The 14,566-nt window shown below is 60.7% G+C and carries 12 protein-coding genes; 3 read left to right on the top strand and 9 right to left on the bottom strand.

The genetic code is table 11. From position 1 onward, the window contains the following. Window positions 1-74 precede the first annotated feature (74 nt). Window positions 75-851 (top strand): DeoR/GlpR family DNA-binding transcription regulator, encoded by a 777-nt coding sequence (locus tag ACP15U_RS17620; protein ID WP_425046471.1) that lies wholly within the window; start codon window positions 75-77, stop codon window positions 849-851. Here ACP15U_RS17620 and ACP15U_RS17615 read toward each other — a convergent pair. Continuing rightward, window positions 839-1,714 carry a LysR substrate-binding domain-containing protein gene (locus ACP15U_RS17615; protein ID WP_425046470.1) on the bottom strand — a complete coding sequence of 292 codons (876 nt, stop codon included), beginning with the start codon at window positions 1,712-1,714 and terminating at the stop codon, window positions 839-841. The two genes, ACP15U_RS17620 and ACP15U_RS17615, sit on opposite strands and share 13 nt — an antisense overlap. A gap of 120 nt (window positions 1,715-1,834) precedes the next feature. Between ACP15U_RS17615 and ACP15U_RS17610 the strand changes: the two genes are divergently transcribed. Beyond that, window positions 1,835-2,542: an SDR family oxidoreductase gene (locus ACP15U_RS17610; protein WP_425046469.1), complete on the top strand. Its 708-nt coding sequence runs from the start codon at window positions 1,835-1,837 to the stop codon at window positions 2,540-2,542. A 120-nt stretch (window positions 2,543-2,662) separates the two neighbouring features. Here the strand turns inward: ACP15U_RS17610 and ACP15U_RS17605 are convergent, their stop codons facing one another. The 4 genes from ACP15U_RS17605 to xdhA all read right to left on the bottom strand — a co-directional run bounded on the left by ACP15U_RS17605 (window position 2,663) and on the right by xdhA (window position 8,973). Further along, the gene (locus ACP15U_RS17605; protein WP_425046468.1) at window positions 2,663-4,246 is read right to left on the bottom strand and encodes a xanthine/uracil/vitamin C permease; all 1,584 of its coding nucleotides are present in this window, start codon (window positions 4,244-4,246) and stop codon (window positions 2,663-2,665) included. An 80-nt stretch (window positions 4,247-4,326) separates the two neighbouring features. After that, window positions 4,327-5,175: a xanthine dehydrogenase accessory protein XdhC gene (gene xdhC, locus ACP15U_RS17600; RefSeq protein WP_425046467.1), complete on the bottom strand. Its 849-nt coding sequence runs from the start codon at window positions 5,173-5,175 to the stop codon at window positions 4,327-4,329. A gap of 4 nt (window positions 5,176-5,179) precedes the next feature. Further along, entirely contained in the window at window positions 5,180-7,498 is a 2,319-nt protein-coding gene (gene xdhB / locus ACP15U_RS17595) for a xanthine dehydrogenase molybdopterin binding subunit (protein ID WP_425046466.1), read from the bottom strand. An 11-nt stretch (window positions 7,499-7,509) separates the two neighbouring features. After that, on the bottom strand, window positions 7,510-8,973 hold the full coding sequence (gene xdhA, locus ACP15U_RS17590; protein ID WP_425046465.1) for a xanthine dehydrogenase small subunit: 1,464 nt from the start codon (window positions 8,971-8,973) through the stop codon (window positions 7,510-7,512). Between the two features lie 209 nt (window positions 8,974-9,182). Between xdhA and ACP15U_RS17585 the strand changes: the two genes are divergently transcribed. Further along, on the top strand, window positions 9,183-10,106 hold the full coding sequence (locus tag ACP15U_RS17585; RefSeq protein WP_425046464.1) for a LysR family transcriptional regulator: 924 nt from the start codon (window positions 9,183-9,185) through the stop codon (window positions 10,104-10,106). A 57-nt stretch (window positions 10,107-10,163) separates the two neighbouring features. On the opposite strand, the gene bhcD is transcribed toward ACP15U_RS17585, so the two are convergent. The 4 genes from bhcD to bhcA all read right to left on the bottom strand — a co-directional run bounded on the left by bhcD (window position 10,164) and on the right by bhcA (window position 14,565). Continuing rightward, on the bottom strand, window positions 10,164-11,129 hold the full coding sequence (gene bhcD / locus ACP15U_RS17580; RefSeq protein WP_425046463.1) for an iminosuccinate reductase BhcD: 966 nt from the start codon (window positions 11,127-11,129) through the stop codon (window positions 10,164-10,166). A 99-nt stretch (window positions 11,130-11,228) separates the two neighbouring features. Continuing rightward, the gene (bhcC, locus tag ACP15U_RS17575; protein WP_425045546.1) at window positions 11,229-12,392 is read right to left on the bottom strand and encodes a 3-hydroxy-D-aspartate aldolase BhcC; all 1,164 of its coding nucleotides are present in this window, start codon (window positions 12,390-12,392) and stop codon (window positions 11,229-11,231) included. Between the two features lie 14 nt (window positions 12,393-12,406). Beyond that, complete coding sequence (gene bhcB, locus ACP15U_RS17570) at window positions 12,407-13,375, bottom strand: beta-hydroxyaspartate dehydratase BhcB (protein WP_425045545.1); 969 nt, start codon at window positions 13,373-13,375, stop codon at window positions 12,407-12,409. Then, entirely contained in the window at window positions 13,375-14,565 is a 1,191-nt protein-coding gene (gene bhcA / locus ACP15U_RS17565; RefSeq protein WP_425045544.1) for an L-aspartate--glyoxylate aminotransferase BhcA, read from the bottom strand. Before bhcA ends, bhcB begins: the two co-directional genes overlap by 1 nt. Window position 14,566 lies beyond the last annotated feature (1 nt).

Raw genomic sequence — 14,566 nt, 5'->3', positions numbered from 1 at the left:
AACTCTTCGGCAGACACGACCGAAAACAACGTCAAAAAGTTCGTTTTATTTCGCATCTTGGGATCGGAGCCGTGATGTCCCTTTCGTTTCGCCAGACCGATATTCTGGAAATTGCCCGGACCGAAGGCCGTGTGACCGTTGATGGCCTTGCGGATCGGTTTGACGTCACCGTTCAGACCATTCGCCGCGATCTCAGCGAACTGGCCGATGCCGGCCATCTTGACCGGGTCCACGGCGGTGCGGTCTTACGCTCTGGCGTTGTCAATATTGGCTATCAGGACCGCCGCGCCCTCAACGAAGACGCCAAGATCCGCATTGCGCAGGCCTGCGCCTCGGACATCCCGGACGGATCCTCCGTTTTTCTCAATATCGGCACGTCCACCGAGGCAGTGGCGCAGGCGTTGGGACAACACAAAGGGCTGATGGTCGTGACCAACAATATCAACGTCGCCAATATTCTGGCGCCGAATGAGGACTGCCAGATCGTCCTCGCAGGTGGTGTATTGCGCCGGTCCGATGGCGGCATGACCGGGGCACTGACCGAGTCCACCATACGGCAGTTCCGCTTTGACTATGCGGTCATCGGCTGTTCGGCGCTGGACGTCGCAGGCGACATGCTCGATTTCGACATTCAGGAGGTTCACGTCAGCCAGACCATCATCGCGCAGTCGCGCAGGGTCTTTGTGGTGGCGGATCAATCGAAAATCGGACGGAATGCACCGGTCCGCATCGGCTCGCTGGAACAGGTCGACAGCCTGTTCACGGATGCCCCCCTACCAGTTGAACTTACCCGTCTTTGCGCTGAGTGGAAGACCAAGGCGATCGTCGCGGGCGGCCCTCAGTCGACCTGAGACAACAACCAGTTCCGCACAACGGATACCGTAGAGGGGTGCCGGGGTTTGCGCGGGGCGACCACGTAATACCCCTGATCGGTCTGAACCGTGGCCGGAATGGGCTGGCACAGCCTGTTCGCGGCCAGATCGGCTTCGACGAAGGCCCGGCTGGTCAGGGCAATCCCCTGCCCGGCAAGGGCTGCGTCAATGGCCATGCTGGTTTGACTGAACTGGGTGTATCTCATCTCGAGGATCCGATTTTCGCCGAACACACCTTCGAGGAACAGCGGCCAATGTCCGTGGCTGTCTTCGAGCAAGACATGATCGGCCAGATCCTCAAGCGCGGGTTTTTCCGTTATCTGCCCCAACAGGTCCGGATGACAAACCGCGATCAGGTCCGATGCAAAAAGCAGATCAGCGCTGAGCCCTGGCCCAATGGCCGTCCGCCCTTGCCGGATCGCGATGTCGACACCGTCTGACTGAAAATTCGCCAGATCATTCGAAGCATCAATCCGAATTCGGATTTCCGGATGCGCCTGCGCAAAGGCACCCAGCCGCGGAACCAGCCAACGGGTTGCAAAGGACGGGGTCGTGCTGATCGTCACCACCGCTTCTTGCGGGCGCAGATTTTCTGAGGCTTCGGCCAGCATGTCAAAGGCGCGGCTGACCGGTGGCAGAAAACGACGCCCCGCATCGGTCAAGGTCAGCCCGCGGGCTTCGCGAAAGAACAGTTTCTGACCCAGTCGGGCCTCTAACTGCCTTACATGCTGCGCCACGGCCCCCTGCGACACGGCCAGTTCCTCGGCGGCACGAGTGAAGTTGAGGTGCCGCCCGGCGGCCTCAAACGCCTTGAGCGCATTGAGCGGAGGCAATTCCCGCATTGAAATACCCTTCTTGATAGTAGTTTTTCTACTGAGTTAGATCAGCAAATCTGATTGGTCAAATGCCGCCGCCTCGCGCATCCTTGCGCCAGTTGAACACAAGGCCAGAGGAGACATGTCATGGCTGACACCAAAGTGGCGATCATCACGGCAGGCGGGAGCGGGATGGGCGCCGACAGCGCAAGGCGCCTGGCAGCCGACGGTTACAAGGTTGCGATCCTGTCCTCGTCCGGCAAAGGCGAAGCGCTTGCGCAGGAGCTGGGCGGGATTGGCGTGACTGGCTCGAACCAGTCCAATGACGATCTCAAGCATCTGGTGGACGCAACCGTAGACAAGTGGGGGCGCATCGACGTTCTGGTCAACAGTGCCGGACACGGCCCCCGTGCGCCGGTGCTTGAGCTCACAGATGAGGATTGGCACCGCGGAATGGACGTCTACTTCCTCAATGCGGTTCGCCCAACCCGGTTGGTCACGCCGATCATGCTGGAACAGAAATCTGGCACGATCATCAATATCTCGACCTTTGCCGCCTTTGAGCCTGATGCGGTGTTCCCGACATCAGGCGTCATGCGGGCCGGGCTCGCCGCCTTTACCAAGCTCTATGCCGACAAATACGCCGCCGACAACCTTCGCATGAACAACGTCTTGCCGGGTTTCATCGACAGCCTGCCGGAGAATCCCGACTTCAAGGCAAAGATCCCCTTGGGCCGCTACGGCAGGTCCTATGACGAGGTCGCGGCAACAGTTGCCTTTCTGGCCTCGGAGGGCGGCGGATACATCACCGGCCAGAACATCCGGGTGGATGGCGGCATCACTCGCGCGGTTTGAGCACAGCAGTCTGATCAAGTCGAGCCGGGCGCCAAACTTGCGCTCTCCCAAAATGAAAAACGGGCCGCACCCGGTTGAGGTGCGGCCCGCCTAGTTTCATGTTGATCTTCGGATCAGGCGTTATTCTGCCGGGGCCGATGGTGCTTCGTCGACGACGACATTCTCGTTCACCAGCTCGTCATCCTTGTGAAACAGCGGGTAGATGAACAGGAAGCCGGCCGAGATCAGGTAGCCCATGGTCACTCCGTCCAGTGCCGGCATTTGAAGGCTGGCCGAGTGGACAATACCGATGGATGACATCACGGCTCCGGCGAGGGCAAAACCACCCGCGTTCTTGAACCGTCCGTCGATCACCGATGCCACGATGGCACCCCAGACCAGACCGGTGATGATCGCGCCCTGGCTCAGGGCAAGGTGACCTTCGTAGTGGGCACCCTGCTGCAACAGAGCAGCAGTCAGTGCCTCGTCACCCAGACGCGGCAATCCTTCGACACCGGTTGCGCCGAGCGCGTTCATCAGTGAGCCCCACTTGACCATCAGGAAGGCCGAGACATGCGGCATCATCGCGATGGTGACAGCGGCCATGTGGTCGGTTTTGACCGAATGTGCCGTGTTGGTGATCAGGCTCAGGGCAACGAACACCAGAACCGGCGCAGCAGCAGCCACGGGGATCAGGTTGTTGAGGAAGGCCAGCAGACCAAAGAACGCAGCCAGCGGGATCACGACGCCAACGCCGATGATGTAGCCCGAATGTGCGCCCATACGCTTGTAGGCCGGGTGGCCGATATAAGCGGTGGTTGGGAACGGCGAACCAAAGACCGCACCGATCATGGTTCCGGCACCGTCGACGACCTGACAGGTGGCAACCGGGTAGTGGTCGCCCGCTGCTTCGGCGCTCTCGACGTTGTTCATGGTTTCGATGAAGTTGTAGATCTGCACCGGAACCAGCACGAGGAACAGCTCGGGGTTGGCAAACAGGTGCTGGATACCAGCAACAAGGTCACCGACATAGGGCAGCGGCAGGTAGACACCCATGCCGTCAGCACTGATCGACGCCTGACCGGTGAGCAGCGCAACAACGGTACCAACCATCAGCGCCAACAGACCGGCGGGAATGTTGAACGGCAGCTTAAAGCGGCCAACCAGACCCCAGAGAATGATGATCAGCGAGGCAAAACCGATGAACGGGTTCTCGAAGATCGTAGCCAGCGGCACGGTGCCGATGAAGACCAGCGCGATACCACACAGGGTGCCGAGCATACCCGCACGCGGGGTGACCTTCTTCAGGAACGGGCCGATCAGAGCTCCCAGTGCGGCAACGATACCGCCCATGAAGCCGGCGCCGATACCGACCTGCCAGGCCAGCGTTGCGTCGTTGGTCGACCAGTAGATCGGACCGATCACGCCGAACAGGTAAACAAACATCACCGGCGTGGAGATGCCATAAGGCAGCGCCGTTACGTCGCGGCCGTGCTGAGCGGCAGCGCGCTTTGCCAGAATGACATAGGCGATGATACCGGCCACGATGGCAACGGCGGCGCCGGGAACGATGCGACCGAACACGATTTCCGCCGGCATCTGGAAAACAAACTGACAGATACCTGCCAGAACCATCAGGTTGATCAGGTTATCGGTAAACAGCGCCCAGAACGCGCTGAAGTCGCTGCGATGAAACAGCTTGTAGGTGTAACTCCCTTCCCGCATTGGGGACCTCCTTGGTTTCAGGCCGAACGGGAACGCCCGCGCTTTTCAACAAAGCGCGCGTGCACCCGGCCGGTGTGATTTCACTGCGCTGCGATATGCGTGACAGTGCCCCATTCGGGGGAAAATGCGGTAGTTTCAGAGGTCAGTGCCGTGATCACTTCTGCCACCACAAGGGCGGCGATCACGGCCGGCCGTTTGTCACGGCTACCGCCTGCCCCGATGGGGCAGATTAGGGGTGCGATGGACAGCCCATCACACTGATTTCTGCACCAGCTCCGGAACTTGGCCCGCTTGGTCGCCGAGCCGATCAGCCCGACATAGGCCGCATCGCCTCGTTCCAGCGCGACCGAAGCCAGCAGGAAGTCCAGAGCGTGGTCGTGGGTCAGAACGATGAACGCGCTGCCCTCGGGTGCATTTGTGATATCGATTTCGGGGATGGCGCTCAGCCGTTTTTCGACCTGCGCCTGCGATTGCTCCAGCTCTTCGGCGCGCTGATCAACAAGGATCGTCCGCACGGGCATGTGCTGGAACAGGTTTGCGAGTTCACGTCCGACATGACCTGCGCCCATGATGTAGACCGCCGGTTGATCGGCGTCGGCCGCGCGGGCTTCCTCCAGCGCGCATTCCTTGTCGGCCGCATCCATCCGCTTCACTTCGATCTCGACCCGACCGCCGCAGCACTGGCCGATTTCCGGCCCCAGCGGCAAATCGAGATGAATTTCGCTTCCGCCTTCGGCCAGCATCTTGCGTGCTGCATCAATCGCCCGGTGTTCCAGCTGTCCGCCGCCGATCGTGCCATACAGCGCATCGGGGCGAACAATCATCTCGGTTCCGGCCTCGCGGGGGGAGGAACCCCTTACGCGCGTCAGACTAACCCGCGCGCTTGGGCCGGAACCGAGAAACTCTTGGAGACGGGCGACAGCAGACATGGCTTCAGCCTTTCCCTTTCAGGCGCTCGACCGCCATCAGCACACGCTCGGGCGTGGCCGGGGCTTCAAGCCGAGGGCATTCGCTATAATCGTTGACGCTTGCTACCGCCATCGACAGGGCTTCGAACACCGAGATACCCAACATGAAGGGCGGTTCGCCCACGGCCTTGGACCGTTTGATGGTCATCTCGCGGTTCTCAGACCAGTCGGCGAGGTCCACGTTGAAAACGCGTGGGCGGTCAGAGGCCAGCGGGATCTTGTAGGTCGACGGCGCGTGAGTGCGCAGCTGGCCTTTGTCATCCCACCACAGTTCTTCAGTGGTCAGCCAGCCCATGCCCTGGATAAAGGCGCCTTCGACCTGCCCCTTGTCGAGAATCGGGTTCAGCGAGCGGCCGACGTCATGCAGGATGTCGGTGCGATCAACCCGGTATTCGCCGGTGAGCGTGTCGATAGTGACTTCCGAGCAGGACGCACCATAAGCGTAGTAATAGAACGGACGACCGGTGCCCGAGGCACGATCCCAGTGAATCTTGGGCGTCTTGTAGAAACCTGCCGCCGACAGATGCACCCGCGCCATATAGGCCTGCTTGATGAAATCATCGAATGCGATGGTTTCGGCGCCGATCTGAACGTTGTTGGGCAGGAAGCGGACTTCGCTTTCTGAAACGCCCCACTTTTCCGAAGCGAACTTCACCAGACGCGCCTTGATCTGCTCGGCTGCGTCAAGCGCTGCCATGCCGTTCAGGTCCGAACCGGACGAGGCCGCGGTGGCCGAGGTGTTCGGCACCTTCTCGGTCGTGGTCTTGGTGATCTTGATGCGGTCGAAATCGACCTGGAAGGCATCGGCCACAACCTGTGCGACCTTGGTGTTCAACCCCTGCCCCATCTCGGTGCCGCCGTGGTTCAGGTGGATCGAACCGTCATTGTAGACGTGAACCAGCGAACCGGCCTGGTTGTACCAGGTTGCGGTGAAGGAGATCCCGAACTTGACCGGGGTGAGCGAGATGCCCTTGCGCAGAATGCCGCCCTTGGCGTTGTGCTCAAGGATTGCCTTGCGACGCGCCTGATAGTCCGAGCTTTCCTCAAGCTCTTCGACCACGCGGCCAATGACATTATCCTCGACGGTCTGATGGTAAGGTGTGATGTTGCGGTCTGTTTCGCCGTAGAAATTCGCCTTGCGGATCTCCAGCGGGTCCTTGCCAAGCGCATAGCCGATCTCTTCCATCATCCGCTCTGCGACCACGACGCCCTGCGGCCCGCCGAACCCGCGGAAGGCGGTATTGGACACCGTGTTGGTCTTCATCGGGCGCGAGTTCAGCAGAACATGCGGGTAGAAATAGGCGTTGTCGGCGTGGAACAGCGCACGGTCGGTCACCGGGCCGGACAGGTCCGAGGTCCAGCCGCAGCGGGCAGCAAATTCGCCCTCAACCGCCTGGATCCGTCCGTCATCGTCAAAGGCCACGTCATAATCGATGACAAAGTCGTGGCGCTTGCCGGTGGCCGTCATGTCCTGATCGCGATCCGGGCGGATCTTGACCGGGCAGTTCAGCTTCTTTGCAGCAACCGAAGCCACCGCGCAGAACAGGTTCATCTGGCTTTCCTTGCCGCCGAACCCGCCGCCCATGCGGCGCACGTTCACGATGACAGCGTTGGACGGAACACCCAGAACATGGGCCACCATGTGCTGCGCCTCGCTCGGGTGCTGGGTCGAGCAATGCACGATCACGTCGTCATCTTCGCCAGGGATTGCGAAAGCGATATGACCTTCGAGATACATGTGGTCCTGACCACCGACGGTCATCTGGGCCTTGATCCGGTTGGTCGCCGTCTTGCGACCTTCTTCCACGTCGCCCCGCTTGAGCGTCAGCGGATCGGTGACATGGGGATAGTCGGCCTCTTTCGCGGCGACCGGGTCCAGCGCATGCGGCAGGATCTCATAGTCGACCTTGGCCAGCTCGGCTGCGCGGCGCGCGGCATCGCGGGTTTCGGCAACAACGGCAAAGATTGGTTGGCCGTGGAATTCCACCTTCTCGGTCGGAAAGACGGGTTCGTCATGGCGCCCGGTCGGGCTCACATCGTTCACACCGGGAATATCGTCGGCGGTCAGAACATCGACCACGCCGGGTGCATTGCGCACAGCAGTCAGGTCCATGCCCTTGATATTCGCGTGCGCGACGGTCGACACTCCCAGATAGGCGTGCAGCGTGCCTGCCGGTTCGCCGATATCGTCAGTGTATTCGGCGCGGCCGGTGACATGCTTGATTGCACTGTCATGCTTCAGATCGTGGTGAACGGCGCCATTGATGGTCTGATGGTCCTTCATTGTCTTTCCCTTCACGCGACTGCCAGACGAGCGGGCTGGCCCTGCGCGTCATCATGTTCAAGGTGGAAGCGGCGCAGCAGGTTCTGCGACACCAGCAACCGGTATTCGGACGAAGCACGCCAGTCGGTGAGCGGCGTGAAATCCTGCGCCAGCGCGATTGCGGCAGCTTCGAACGCCTCGGCGCTCCAGGCCTGCCCAACCAGCGCAGCCTCGGCATTGGCGGCGCGCTTCGGTGTTGCAGCCATGCCGCCAAAGGCAATGCGGGCGGCGGTGATCACACCATCTGCCACGGTCACGCTGAACCCGGCGGCAACGGACGAGATGTCTTCGTCCCGGCGCTTGGAAATCTTGTAGGCGGCGTCGATCTGGCCTTCACCGGCTAGTGGAATGCGGATCGAGGCCACGAAATCGCCGGGCTCACGGTCCTGCTTGCCGTAATCGATGAAGAAGTCCTCGATCGGGAGGGTCCGCGAACCGCCTGCCTTCTGAAGGGTCACCTCAGCGCCCTGTGCGATCAATACCGGCGGAGTGTCCCCGATGGGCGATCCGTTGGCAACATTGCCACCGATGGTTCCCATGTTTCGCACCTGCCAGCCGGCGATGCGATCCCAGTATTCGCCCAGATGGGGGAATGCTTCGCGGATGGCGTCTTCGCTTTCGCTATAGGTCACACCGGCGCCGATGGTCAGCGCGTCAGCGGTCTTTTCGATCGTTTTCAGCTCTTCGAGATGCGAGATGAAGACAACCGGCGAAATCGGACGCATGAACTTTGTCACCCACAGCCCCACATCGGTAGAGCCGGCAACGATGGTCGCCTTGGGGTTCTCGGCGAGAACCTCGGCCAGATCGGCAACATTCAGCGGCAGGATGGCGCGGTCATCGTCGGGCCCGGTCACGATGCGAGCCGTCTGACGAATTTCGGTCAACTGGGCCGTCACGGTGTCACGCTCGGCGTTGAGATGGTCATTTGCCGGGCTGCCATACTGGTTGACCGCAAGAGCGGCACGCACAATCGGCTCATAGCCGGTGCAGCGGCAGAGATTGCCCTGAACAGCCGTTTCGACCTGCGTTTCGGTCGGCTTGGGGTTTTCCATCCACAGCGCATAGAGCGACATCACGAAACCCGGGGTGCAGAACCCGCACTGGCTGCCGTGATACTCGATCATTGCTTCCTGCACCGGGTGCAGGCGACCATTCGGCCCGGAAAGGTGTTCGATGGTGACAACGTGGCAGCCGTTCAGCGAAGCAAGGAACCGGATACATGCGTTTACTGTCTCATAGTGCAACTGACCTTGATGCAGGCGGCCCACCAGCACGGTGCACGCACCACAATCGCCTTCGGCGCAGCCTTCCTTGGTACCGGTCAGGCGCTTTTCGAGCCGCAGGTAATCCAGCAGGGTCAAGGTTGCCTGCACATCGCTGACCGAGACTTCGTCTCCGTTCAGCAGAAAGCGTATGTCTGTTCGGTCTGCCATCTGGGCTCCTAAAGCTGGATTGCGGTTCATTCCGTTTGCTTGGTTGATAGTTCTGACAGGTTTATTGCCCCGCAAAAAGCGCCCCATTCGCAAAATACTTTCAACAGATTGGATAAAGTAGTTAGATGGGACTGCAGAACTTGTGCCTGCACTGGATTGCCCGAACAGGCGATCGCGTCTGCAAGAAATAGGGAAAAGGCTTTATTCCAATGGCTTATGTCGAAAGTCTCCGGGTGTTTGCCCGCGTGGTCGAATTGGGCAGCATAACATCGGGCGGACGCGACCTGCGGCTGACTCCGGCGGTGGCAAGCAAGCGGATCAAGGAACTTGAGAAACATCTGGGCGTCCGGTTGTTCAACCGAACGACCAGATCCCTGACCCCAACCGAGGTCGGAAAACGATTCTACTCCGAGGCCAGAAAGATCCTCGAATCGATTGAAGAGGCCGAAACCGTTGTCTCACAATTCTCGGACACGCCGCGCGGCACCATCAGGGTCGCCGCGCCTCTTGGGGTTGGTCATCGCATCATTGCACCGCTGATACCGGAATTCGTCGAGGAGTATCCTGCAACAGAAGTGCGGCTGCGCATCTCCGACCGCAAGGTGGACATCATGGCCGAGGGGCTTGATCTGGCGTTTTTTGTCGGCCTGCCCCGGGATTCTAACCTCAAAATGCGAAAAATCGCCGATTGTCGCAGGGTGCTCTGCGCCGCGCCAGACTATCTCGAGCGCTTCGGAACGCCGCATACCCCCGAAGATCTGGCGAAAGATCACAACTGCCTGCTTCTGCGCTATCCTCGATCACCCGAGTATTTCTGGGTGCTCGAAACCTGGGATGGTCAGAAGAAATACGAGTTTTCGGGGAAGTTCGACACGGATGACAGCGAGGTGCTGGTCGATTGGGCCGTTGCAGGGCGAGGGATCATCAATCGCCCCCGGTTCGAGGTCGCAGACCATCTGAATGCCGGTAGGTTGGTCGAAGTGATGCCGCAGACCCCCCCGGCAGCCGCCATTTTCGGCTGCCTCTATCCCCACAAGAAATTGCAGGACCCCAAAGTGCGGCTGTTCGTGGATTTCGTGGTAAAACGCGGTCAGGCGATCTTTCATCAGATCGAAAGTGAACAGGCCGCCTGACGCTCTGTTAGCGATCGGGAAGGATCAGGCGGGCAAATCCATGCCCGCCCGCGTTCATCAGAAATCGACCTCGATCGCGATGCCTTTTTTGACTGCGAGGTCGACGACGGCGTCTGCGACGGCGAGGTCTTGCAGCCCGACGCCTGTTCCGTCGAAGAGGGTGATCTGGTCATCGCTTGTGCGTCCCGGATTGGTTCCGTTGATGACGGCTCCGACCTGGGCGATGTCGTTTTCCTTGATCAGGCCTTCGGCGATGGCGTGCTGGGCTTCGCCGATCGAGATCGACTGGGCCACTTCGTCGGTAAAGACCGACGCGCGTGCCAGCAGGGCCGCTTCGACTTCCTGCTTGCCCTTGGTGTCGGTTCCCATGCAGGCGACATGGGTGCCGGGGGCGACGTGATCGGCCATCAGCGACGGCGCGAAGGCAGAGGTGATCGAGATGATGACATCGGCTTCGGTCATGCCCGGCAGGTCGACCGCTTCGAACGGCACGCCGGCCTCGGCCGCGACCTTTTCGATATTGGGCAGCATTTCCGGGTGGTAGTTCCAACCGATCACCTTCTCGAAGTTGCGCTGCTCAAGCGCGGCACGCAGCTGGAACGTGGCCTGGTGGCCGGCGCCGACCATGCCGATCACCTTGGCGTCTTCACGCGCCAGATGCTTGATCGACACCGAGGACGCGGCTGCGGTGCGCAGCGCGGTCAGCAGGTTGCCGCCCACCATCGCCTTGGCCTTGCCGGTGTCGGGATCGAACAGGAACACGGTGGACTGGTGGTTGATCAGCCCGCGCTTTTCCAGATTGTTCGGCCAGTAGCCGCCGGCCTTCAGGCCGAGCGTCAGGCCGGCGCGGTCAAAGCCGCCCTTGAAGCCGTAAAGCGCGTCTTCGTGGCCGATCGCCTCGCGAACGACCGGAAAGTTGTAGGCATCGCCCGACGCCATGGCGGCAAAGACCTTCTCGACGGCATCAAAGGCCGCATCGCGGGTCATCAGGTCGGCGATTTCTTTTTCAGGGACAATCAGCATTGTGATTCCTTCAAAAAAGCGGGGGTCGGCACACCCGACCCCCCAAGGAACTGGCCACCATCGTGGCCCGGGGAGAGGTTTTCGTCAGGTCCGGCCGGATCAGTAGGCCTTGCCGCGGGCCGAGACCGGCCAGACGGTTTCGACCTTGCCGTTGCGGACGCCGACATACCAATCGTGAACATTGGCGGTGGGGTCGCAGTGACCGGGCACCAGCTTCAGCTTGTCGTTCACTTTCAGCACTCCGCCGGGATCGGCGACAACGCCATGTTCGTCCGAGCACTTGATGTATTCGACATCATCGCGACCAAAGACCGTCGGCAGACCGCTGTCGACCGACTGCGCCTTGAGACCGGCATCCACGATGGCCTTGTCGGCCTTGGCGTGGCTCATCACCGAGGTGAGGATGAAGAACGCATTCTCCCACTCGCCCTGGTCGATGCGGTTGCCGTCTTGATCGAGAATACGGCCGTAATCGGCATCCATGAACGCGTAGGAACCGCACTGCAGCTCGTTGTAGACGCCCGAGTCGCTCTCGAAGTAGTAGGAGCCGGTGCCGCCGCCGCCGACGATGTCACACTCAAGACCCTCGGTCTTCAGCGTGTCGACTGCGTCTTTCACCATGGCAACCGCGATGTCGATCTTCTCTTTGCGGTCGTTGTAGTCGTCCATGTGCTGCATCGCGCCCTGATAGGCCTGGATGCCCGAGAACTTGAGGCCTTCTGCCGCGTCGATCGCCTTGGCGATTTCGACAACTTCCGGCGTCGTCGTCACACCGCAGCGGCCCGCGCCACAATCGATCTCGACGAGACATTCGATCTGAGTGCCGTGCTTTTGCGCCGCGGCAGACAGGTCGGCCACGTTCGCGATGTCGTCCACGCAGCAGATCGTGCGGGCGCCAAGCTTGGGCAGACGCGCCAGACGATCGATCTTGGCCGCTTCACGGACCTGGTTGGAGACCAGAACGTCCTTGATGCCGCCACGCGCAAAAACTTCCGCTTCGGAAACTTTCTGACAGCAAACGCCGCAGGCGCCGCCCAGTTCTTCCTGCAGCTTCTGCACGTCCACCGACTTGTGCATCTTGCCGTGGGTGCGGTGACGCATGCCGTGATCCTTGGCATAGTCACCCATCTTCTTGATGTTGCGCTCAAGCGCGTCCAGATCCAGCACAAGGCAGGGGGTCTGGATGTCGGCTTCGTCCATGCCCGGCAGGGCGGGAACGTCAAAGCCAACTTCGAGGCCGTCGAGATTTACCGGTTTGTTCATTGTCGTTGCTCCCTTCACAATGTCCACGGCAGCTTGTCGAGATCGACATTGCCGCCGGTGATGATCACGCCCACGCGCTTGCCCTTGAAGGCGTCGGGGTTCTTCAAAATCGTCGCCAGCGGCACCGCGCTGGACGGTTCCATGACAACCCGCAGGTGCTTCCACGTCAGTTTCATCGCGTCGATGATCTCCTGCTCGGAGGCCGTGTAGATCTCCGACACATGGTTCGACACAAAATGCCAGGTCAGGTCCTTCAGCGGCACCAGCAGCCCGTCCGCAATCGTCTTGGGCGCGTCATCAGCAATGATGTGACCCGCCTTGAAGCTGCGATAGGCATCGTCAGCCTGCTCCGGCTCGGCCGCGATGATCCTGGTCTCGGGAGCAAGGTTCGACAGCGTCAGGCAGGTGCCCGAGATCATGCCGCCGCCGCCAATCGGCGCGACAACCATGTCCAGCCCGCCGGTCTGCTCCAGAAGCTCCTTCGAACAGGTCCCCTGCCCCGCGATCACCCGCGGGTCATTATAGGGGTGCACGAAGTCGCCGCCGGTCGCGGCCTGCACCTTGGCAAAGGTCTCTTCCCGCGACGTGGTCGAGGGCTCGCATTCGGTGATCTTGCCGCCATAGCGACGGACCGTGTCCTTCTTGGCCTGCGGTGCCGTATGCGGCATCACCACGTTGCATGGAATGCCGCGCAGCATCGCCGCGTAGCTCAGGCACGACGCATGGTTGCCCGAAGAATGGGTGGCCACACCCTTTTTCGCCTGCTCCTCGTCCAGCCCGAACACCGCGTTGGTGGCACCGCGCACCTTGAAGGCGCCCGGCTCCTGGAAGTTCTCGCACTTGAAGAAGATCTCCGCGCCGGTCAGCTCGTTGAGATAGTTCGAGGTGCGGACCGGCGTGCGCCGGATATGCGGCTTGATGCGCTCATGGGCAACAAGCATGTCCGCCAGGGTAGGGATTTCCATGTCGAGACCGTCCTTCATCAAGCGGCCGCTTTTTGCGAGGCGACCGTGGAGTTGCGATAGTAGTCCTGGGCCGCGGCAACGCCCGAACCCAACTTGATGTCCAGGCCGAGGTCGGCCATCACCATTTCGGCGGTGGCAATACCGGACAGCGCCAGAACGTCGGTCAGCTGACCCAGGTGACCGATCCGGAACACCTTGCCGGCAACCTCGCCAAGACCAACGCCATAGGCGACGCCGTACTTGCTGGCCGCATGGGTCACGATATCCGTCGCATTAAAACCTTCCGGCGTCTTGATCGCGCTGACCGTGTCGGAATAGACATCCGACGACTGCGCGCAGAGCTCCAGACCCCAGGCATTCACCGCCAGGCGCACGCCCTCGGCAATGCGGTGGTGACGGGCAAAGACATTCTCTAGGCCCTCGTCCAGCAGCATCTCGGTCGCCAGCTTCAGACCATTCATCAGGCCGACAGCGGGGGTGTACGGATAGGCATTGGCGGCATAACCCTTCTGCATGTCACGAATGTCGAAGAACGTGCGCGGCAGGGTCGCGCCCTCAACCGCAGCCATCGCCTTGGGCGAGAAGCCCACAATGGCCAGACCCGCGGGCAGCATGAAGCCTTTCTGCGAACCGGTCACGGCAATGTCCACACCCCATTCGTCCATGCGGAAATCCATCGAGGCAATCGAGGACACACCGTCAACAAACAGCATCGCCGGGTGACCGGCCGCGTCCAGCGCCTTGCGCACCGCGCCAATATCCGACTTCACGCCGGTGGCGGTCTCGTTATGCGTGGCCAGAACAACCTTGATCTCGTGGTTCGTATCCGCCTTCAGGATCTCTTCGTAACGATCCGCAGGAAGACCCGTGCCCCAGGTCGCCTCGACAACCTGAACATCAAGACCATGACGCTGGCACATGTCGATCCAGCGGTGACTGAACATCCCGTTGCGCGCAGCAAGAACCTTGTCGCCAGCGCTCAGCGTGTTCGTCAAAGCCGTCTCCCAGCCGCCCGTCCCAGTCGACGGGAAAATGAAAATCTCAGCCGTCTCGCTCTTCAAAACCTTCTTTACACCCGAAAGCGCAGGATGAAGAATCTCTCCAAACAAGGGAGAACGGTGGTCAATCGTCGGCATGTAAATCGACTTGCGGATCTCCTCCGGCATGTTCGTTGGACCAGGGATAAATACGGGATTCTGAAAGCTCATG

It is taken from the genome of Primorskyibacter sp. S87 (assembly GCF_049801055.1).
In the GTDB taxonomy this organism is placed as follows: Bacteria; Pseudomonadota; Alphaproteobacteria; order Rhodobacterales; family Rhodobacteraceae; genus JBNAGF01.
Note: the sequence above shows the minus strand (reverse complement) of the source record. Positions and strands in the feature narration are given on the sequence as shown.

Bases quoted from the DNA above. Each gene is read 5' to 3' on its own strand.
- xdhC (WP_425046467.1), bottom strand. From the start codon at position 5,175: ATGTCTGCTGTCGCCCGTCTCCAAGAGTTTCTCGGTTCCGGCCCAAGC.
- ACP15U_RS17620 (WP_425046471.1), top strand. From the start codon at position 75: ATGTCCCTTTCGTTTCGCCAGACCGATATTCTGGAAATTGCCCGGACC.
- bhcB (WP_425045545.1), bottom strand. From the start codon at position 13,375: ATGAAGGACGGTCTCGACATGGAAATCCCTACCCTGGCGGACATGCTT.
- xdhB (WP_425046466.1), bottom strand. From the start codon at position 7,498: ATGAAGGACCATCAGACCATCAATGGCGCCGTTCACCACGATCTGAAG.
- ACP15U_RS17585 (WP_425046464.1), top strand. From the start codon at position 9,183: ATGGCTTATGTCGAAAGTCTCCGGGTGTTTGCCCGCGTGGTCGAATTG.
- ACP15U_RS17615 (WP_425046470.1), bottom strand. From the start codon at position 1,714: ATGCGGGAATTGCCTCCGCTCAATGCGCTCAAGGCGTTTGAGGCCGCC.
- xdhA (WP_425046465.1), bottom strand. From the start codon at position 8,973: ATGGCAGACCGAACAGACATACGCTTTCTGCTGAACGGAGACGAAGTC.
- bhcD (WP_425046463.1), bottom strand. From the start codon at position 11,129: ATGCTGATTGTCCCTGAAAAAGAAATCGCCGACCTGATGACCCGCGAT.
- bhcA (WP_425045544.1), bottom strand. From the start codon at position 14,565: ATGAGCTTTCAGAATCCCGTATTTATCCCTGGTCCAACGAACATGCCG.
- ACP15U_RS17605 (WP_425046468.1), bottom strand. From the start codon at position 4,246: ATGCGGGAAGGGAGTTACACCTACAAGCTGTTTCATCGCAGCGACTTC.
- bhcC (WP_425045546.1), bottom strand. From the start codon at position 12,392: ATGAACAAACCGGTAAATCTCGACGGCCTCGAAGTTGGCTTTGACGTT.
- ACP15U_RS17610 (WP_425046469.1), top strand. From the start codon at position 1,835: ATGGCTGACACCAAAGTGGCGATCATCACGGCAGGCGGGAGCGGGATG.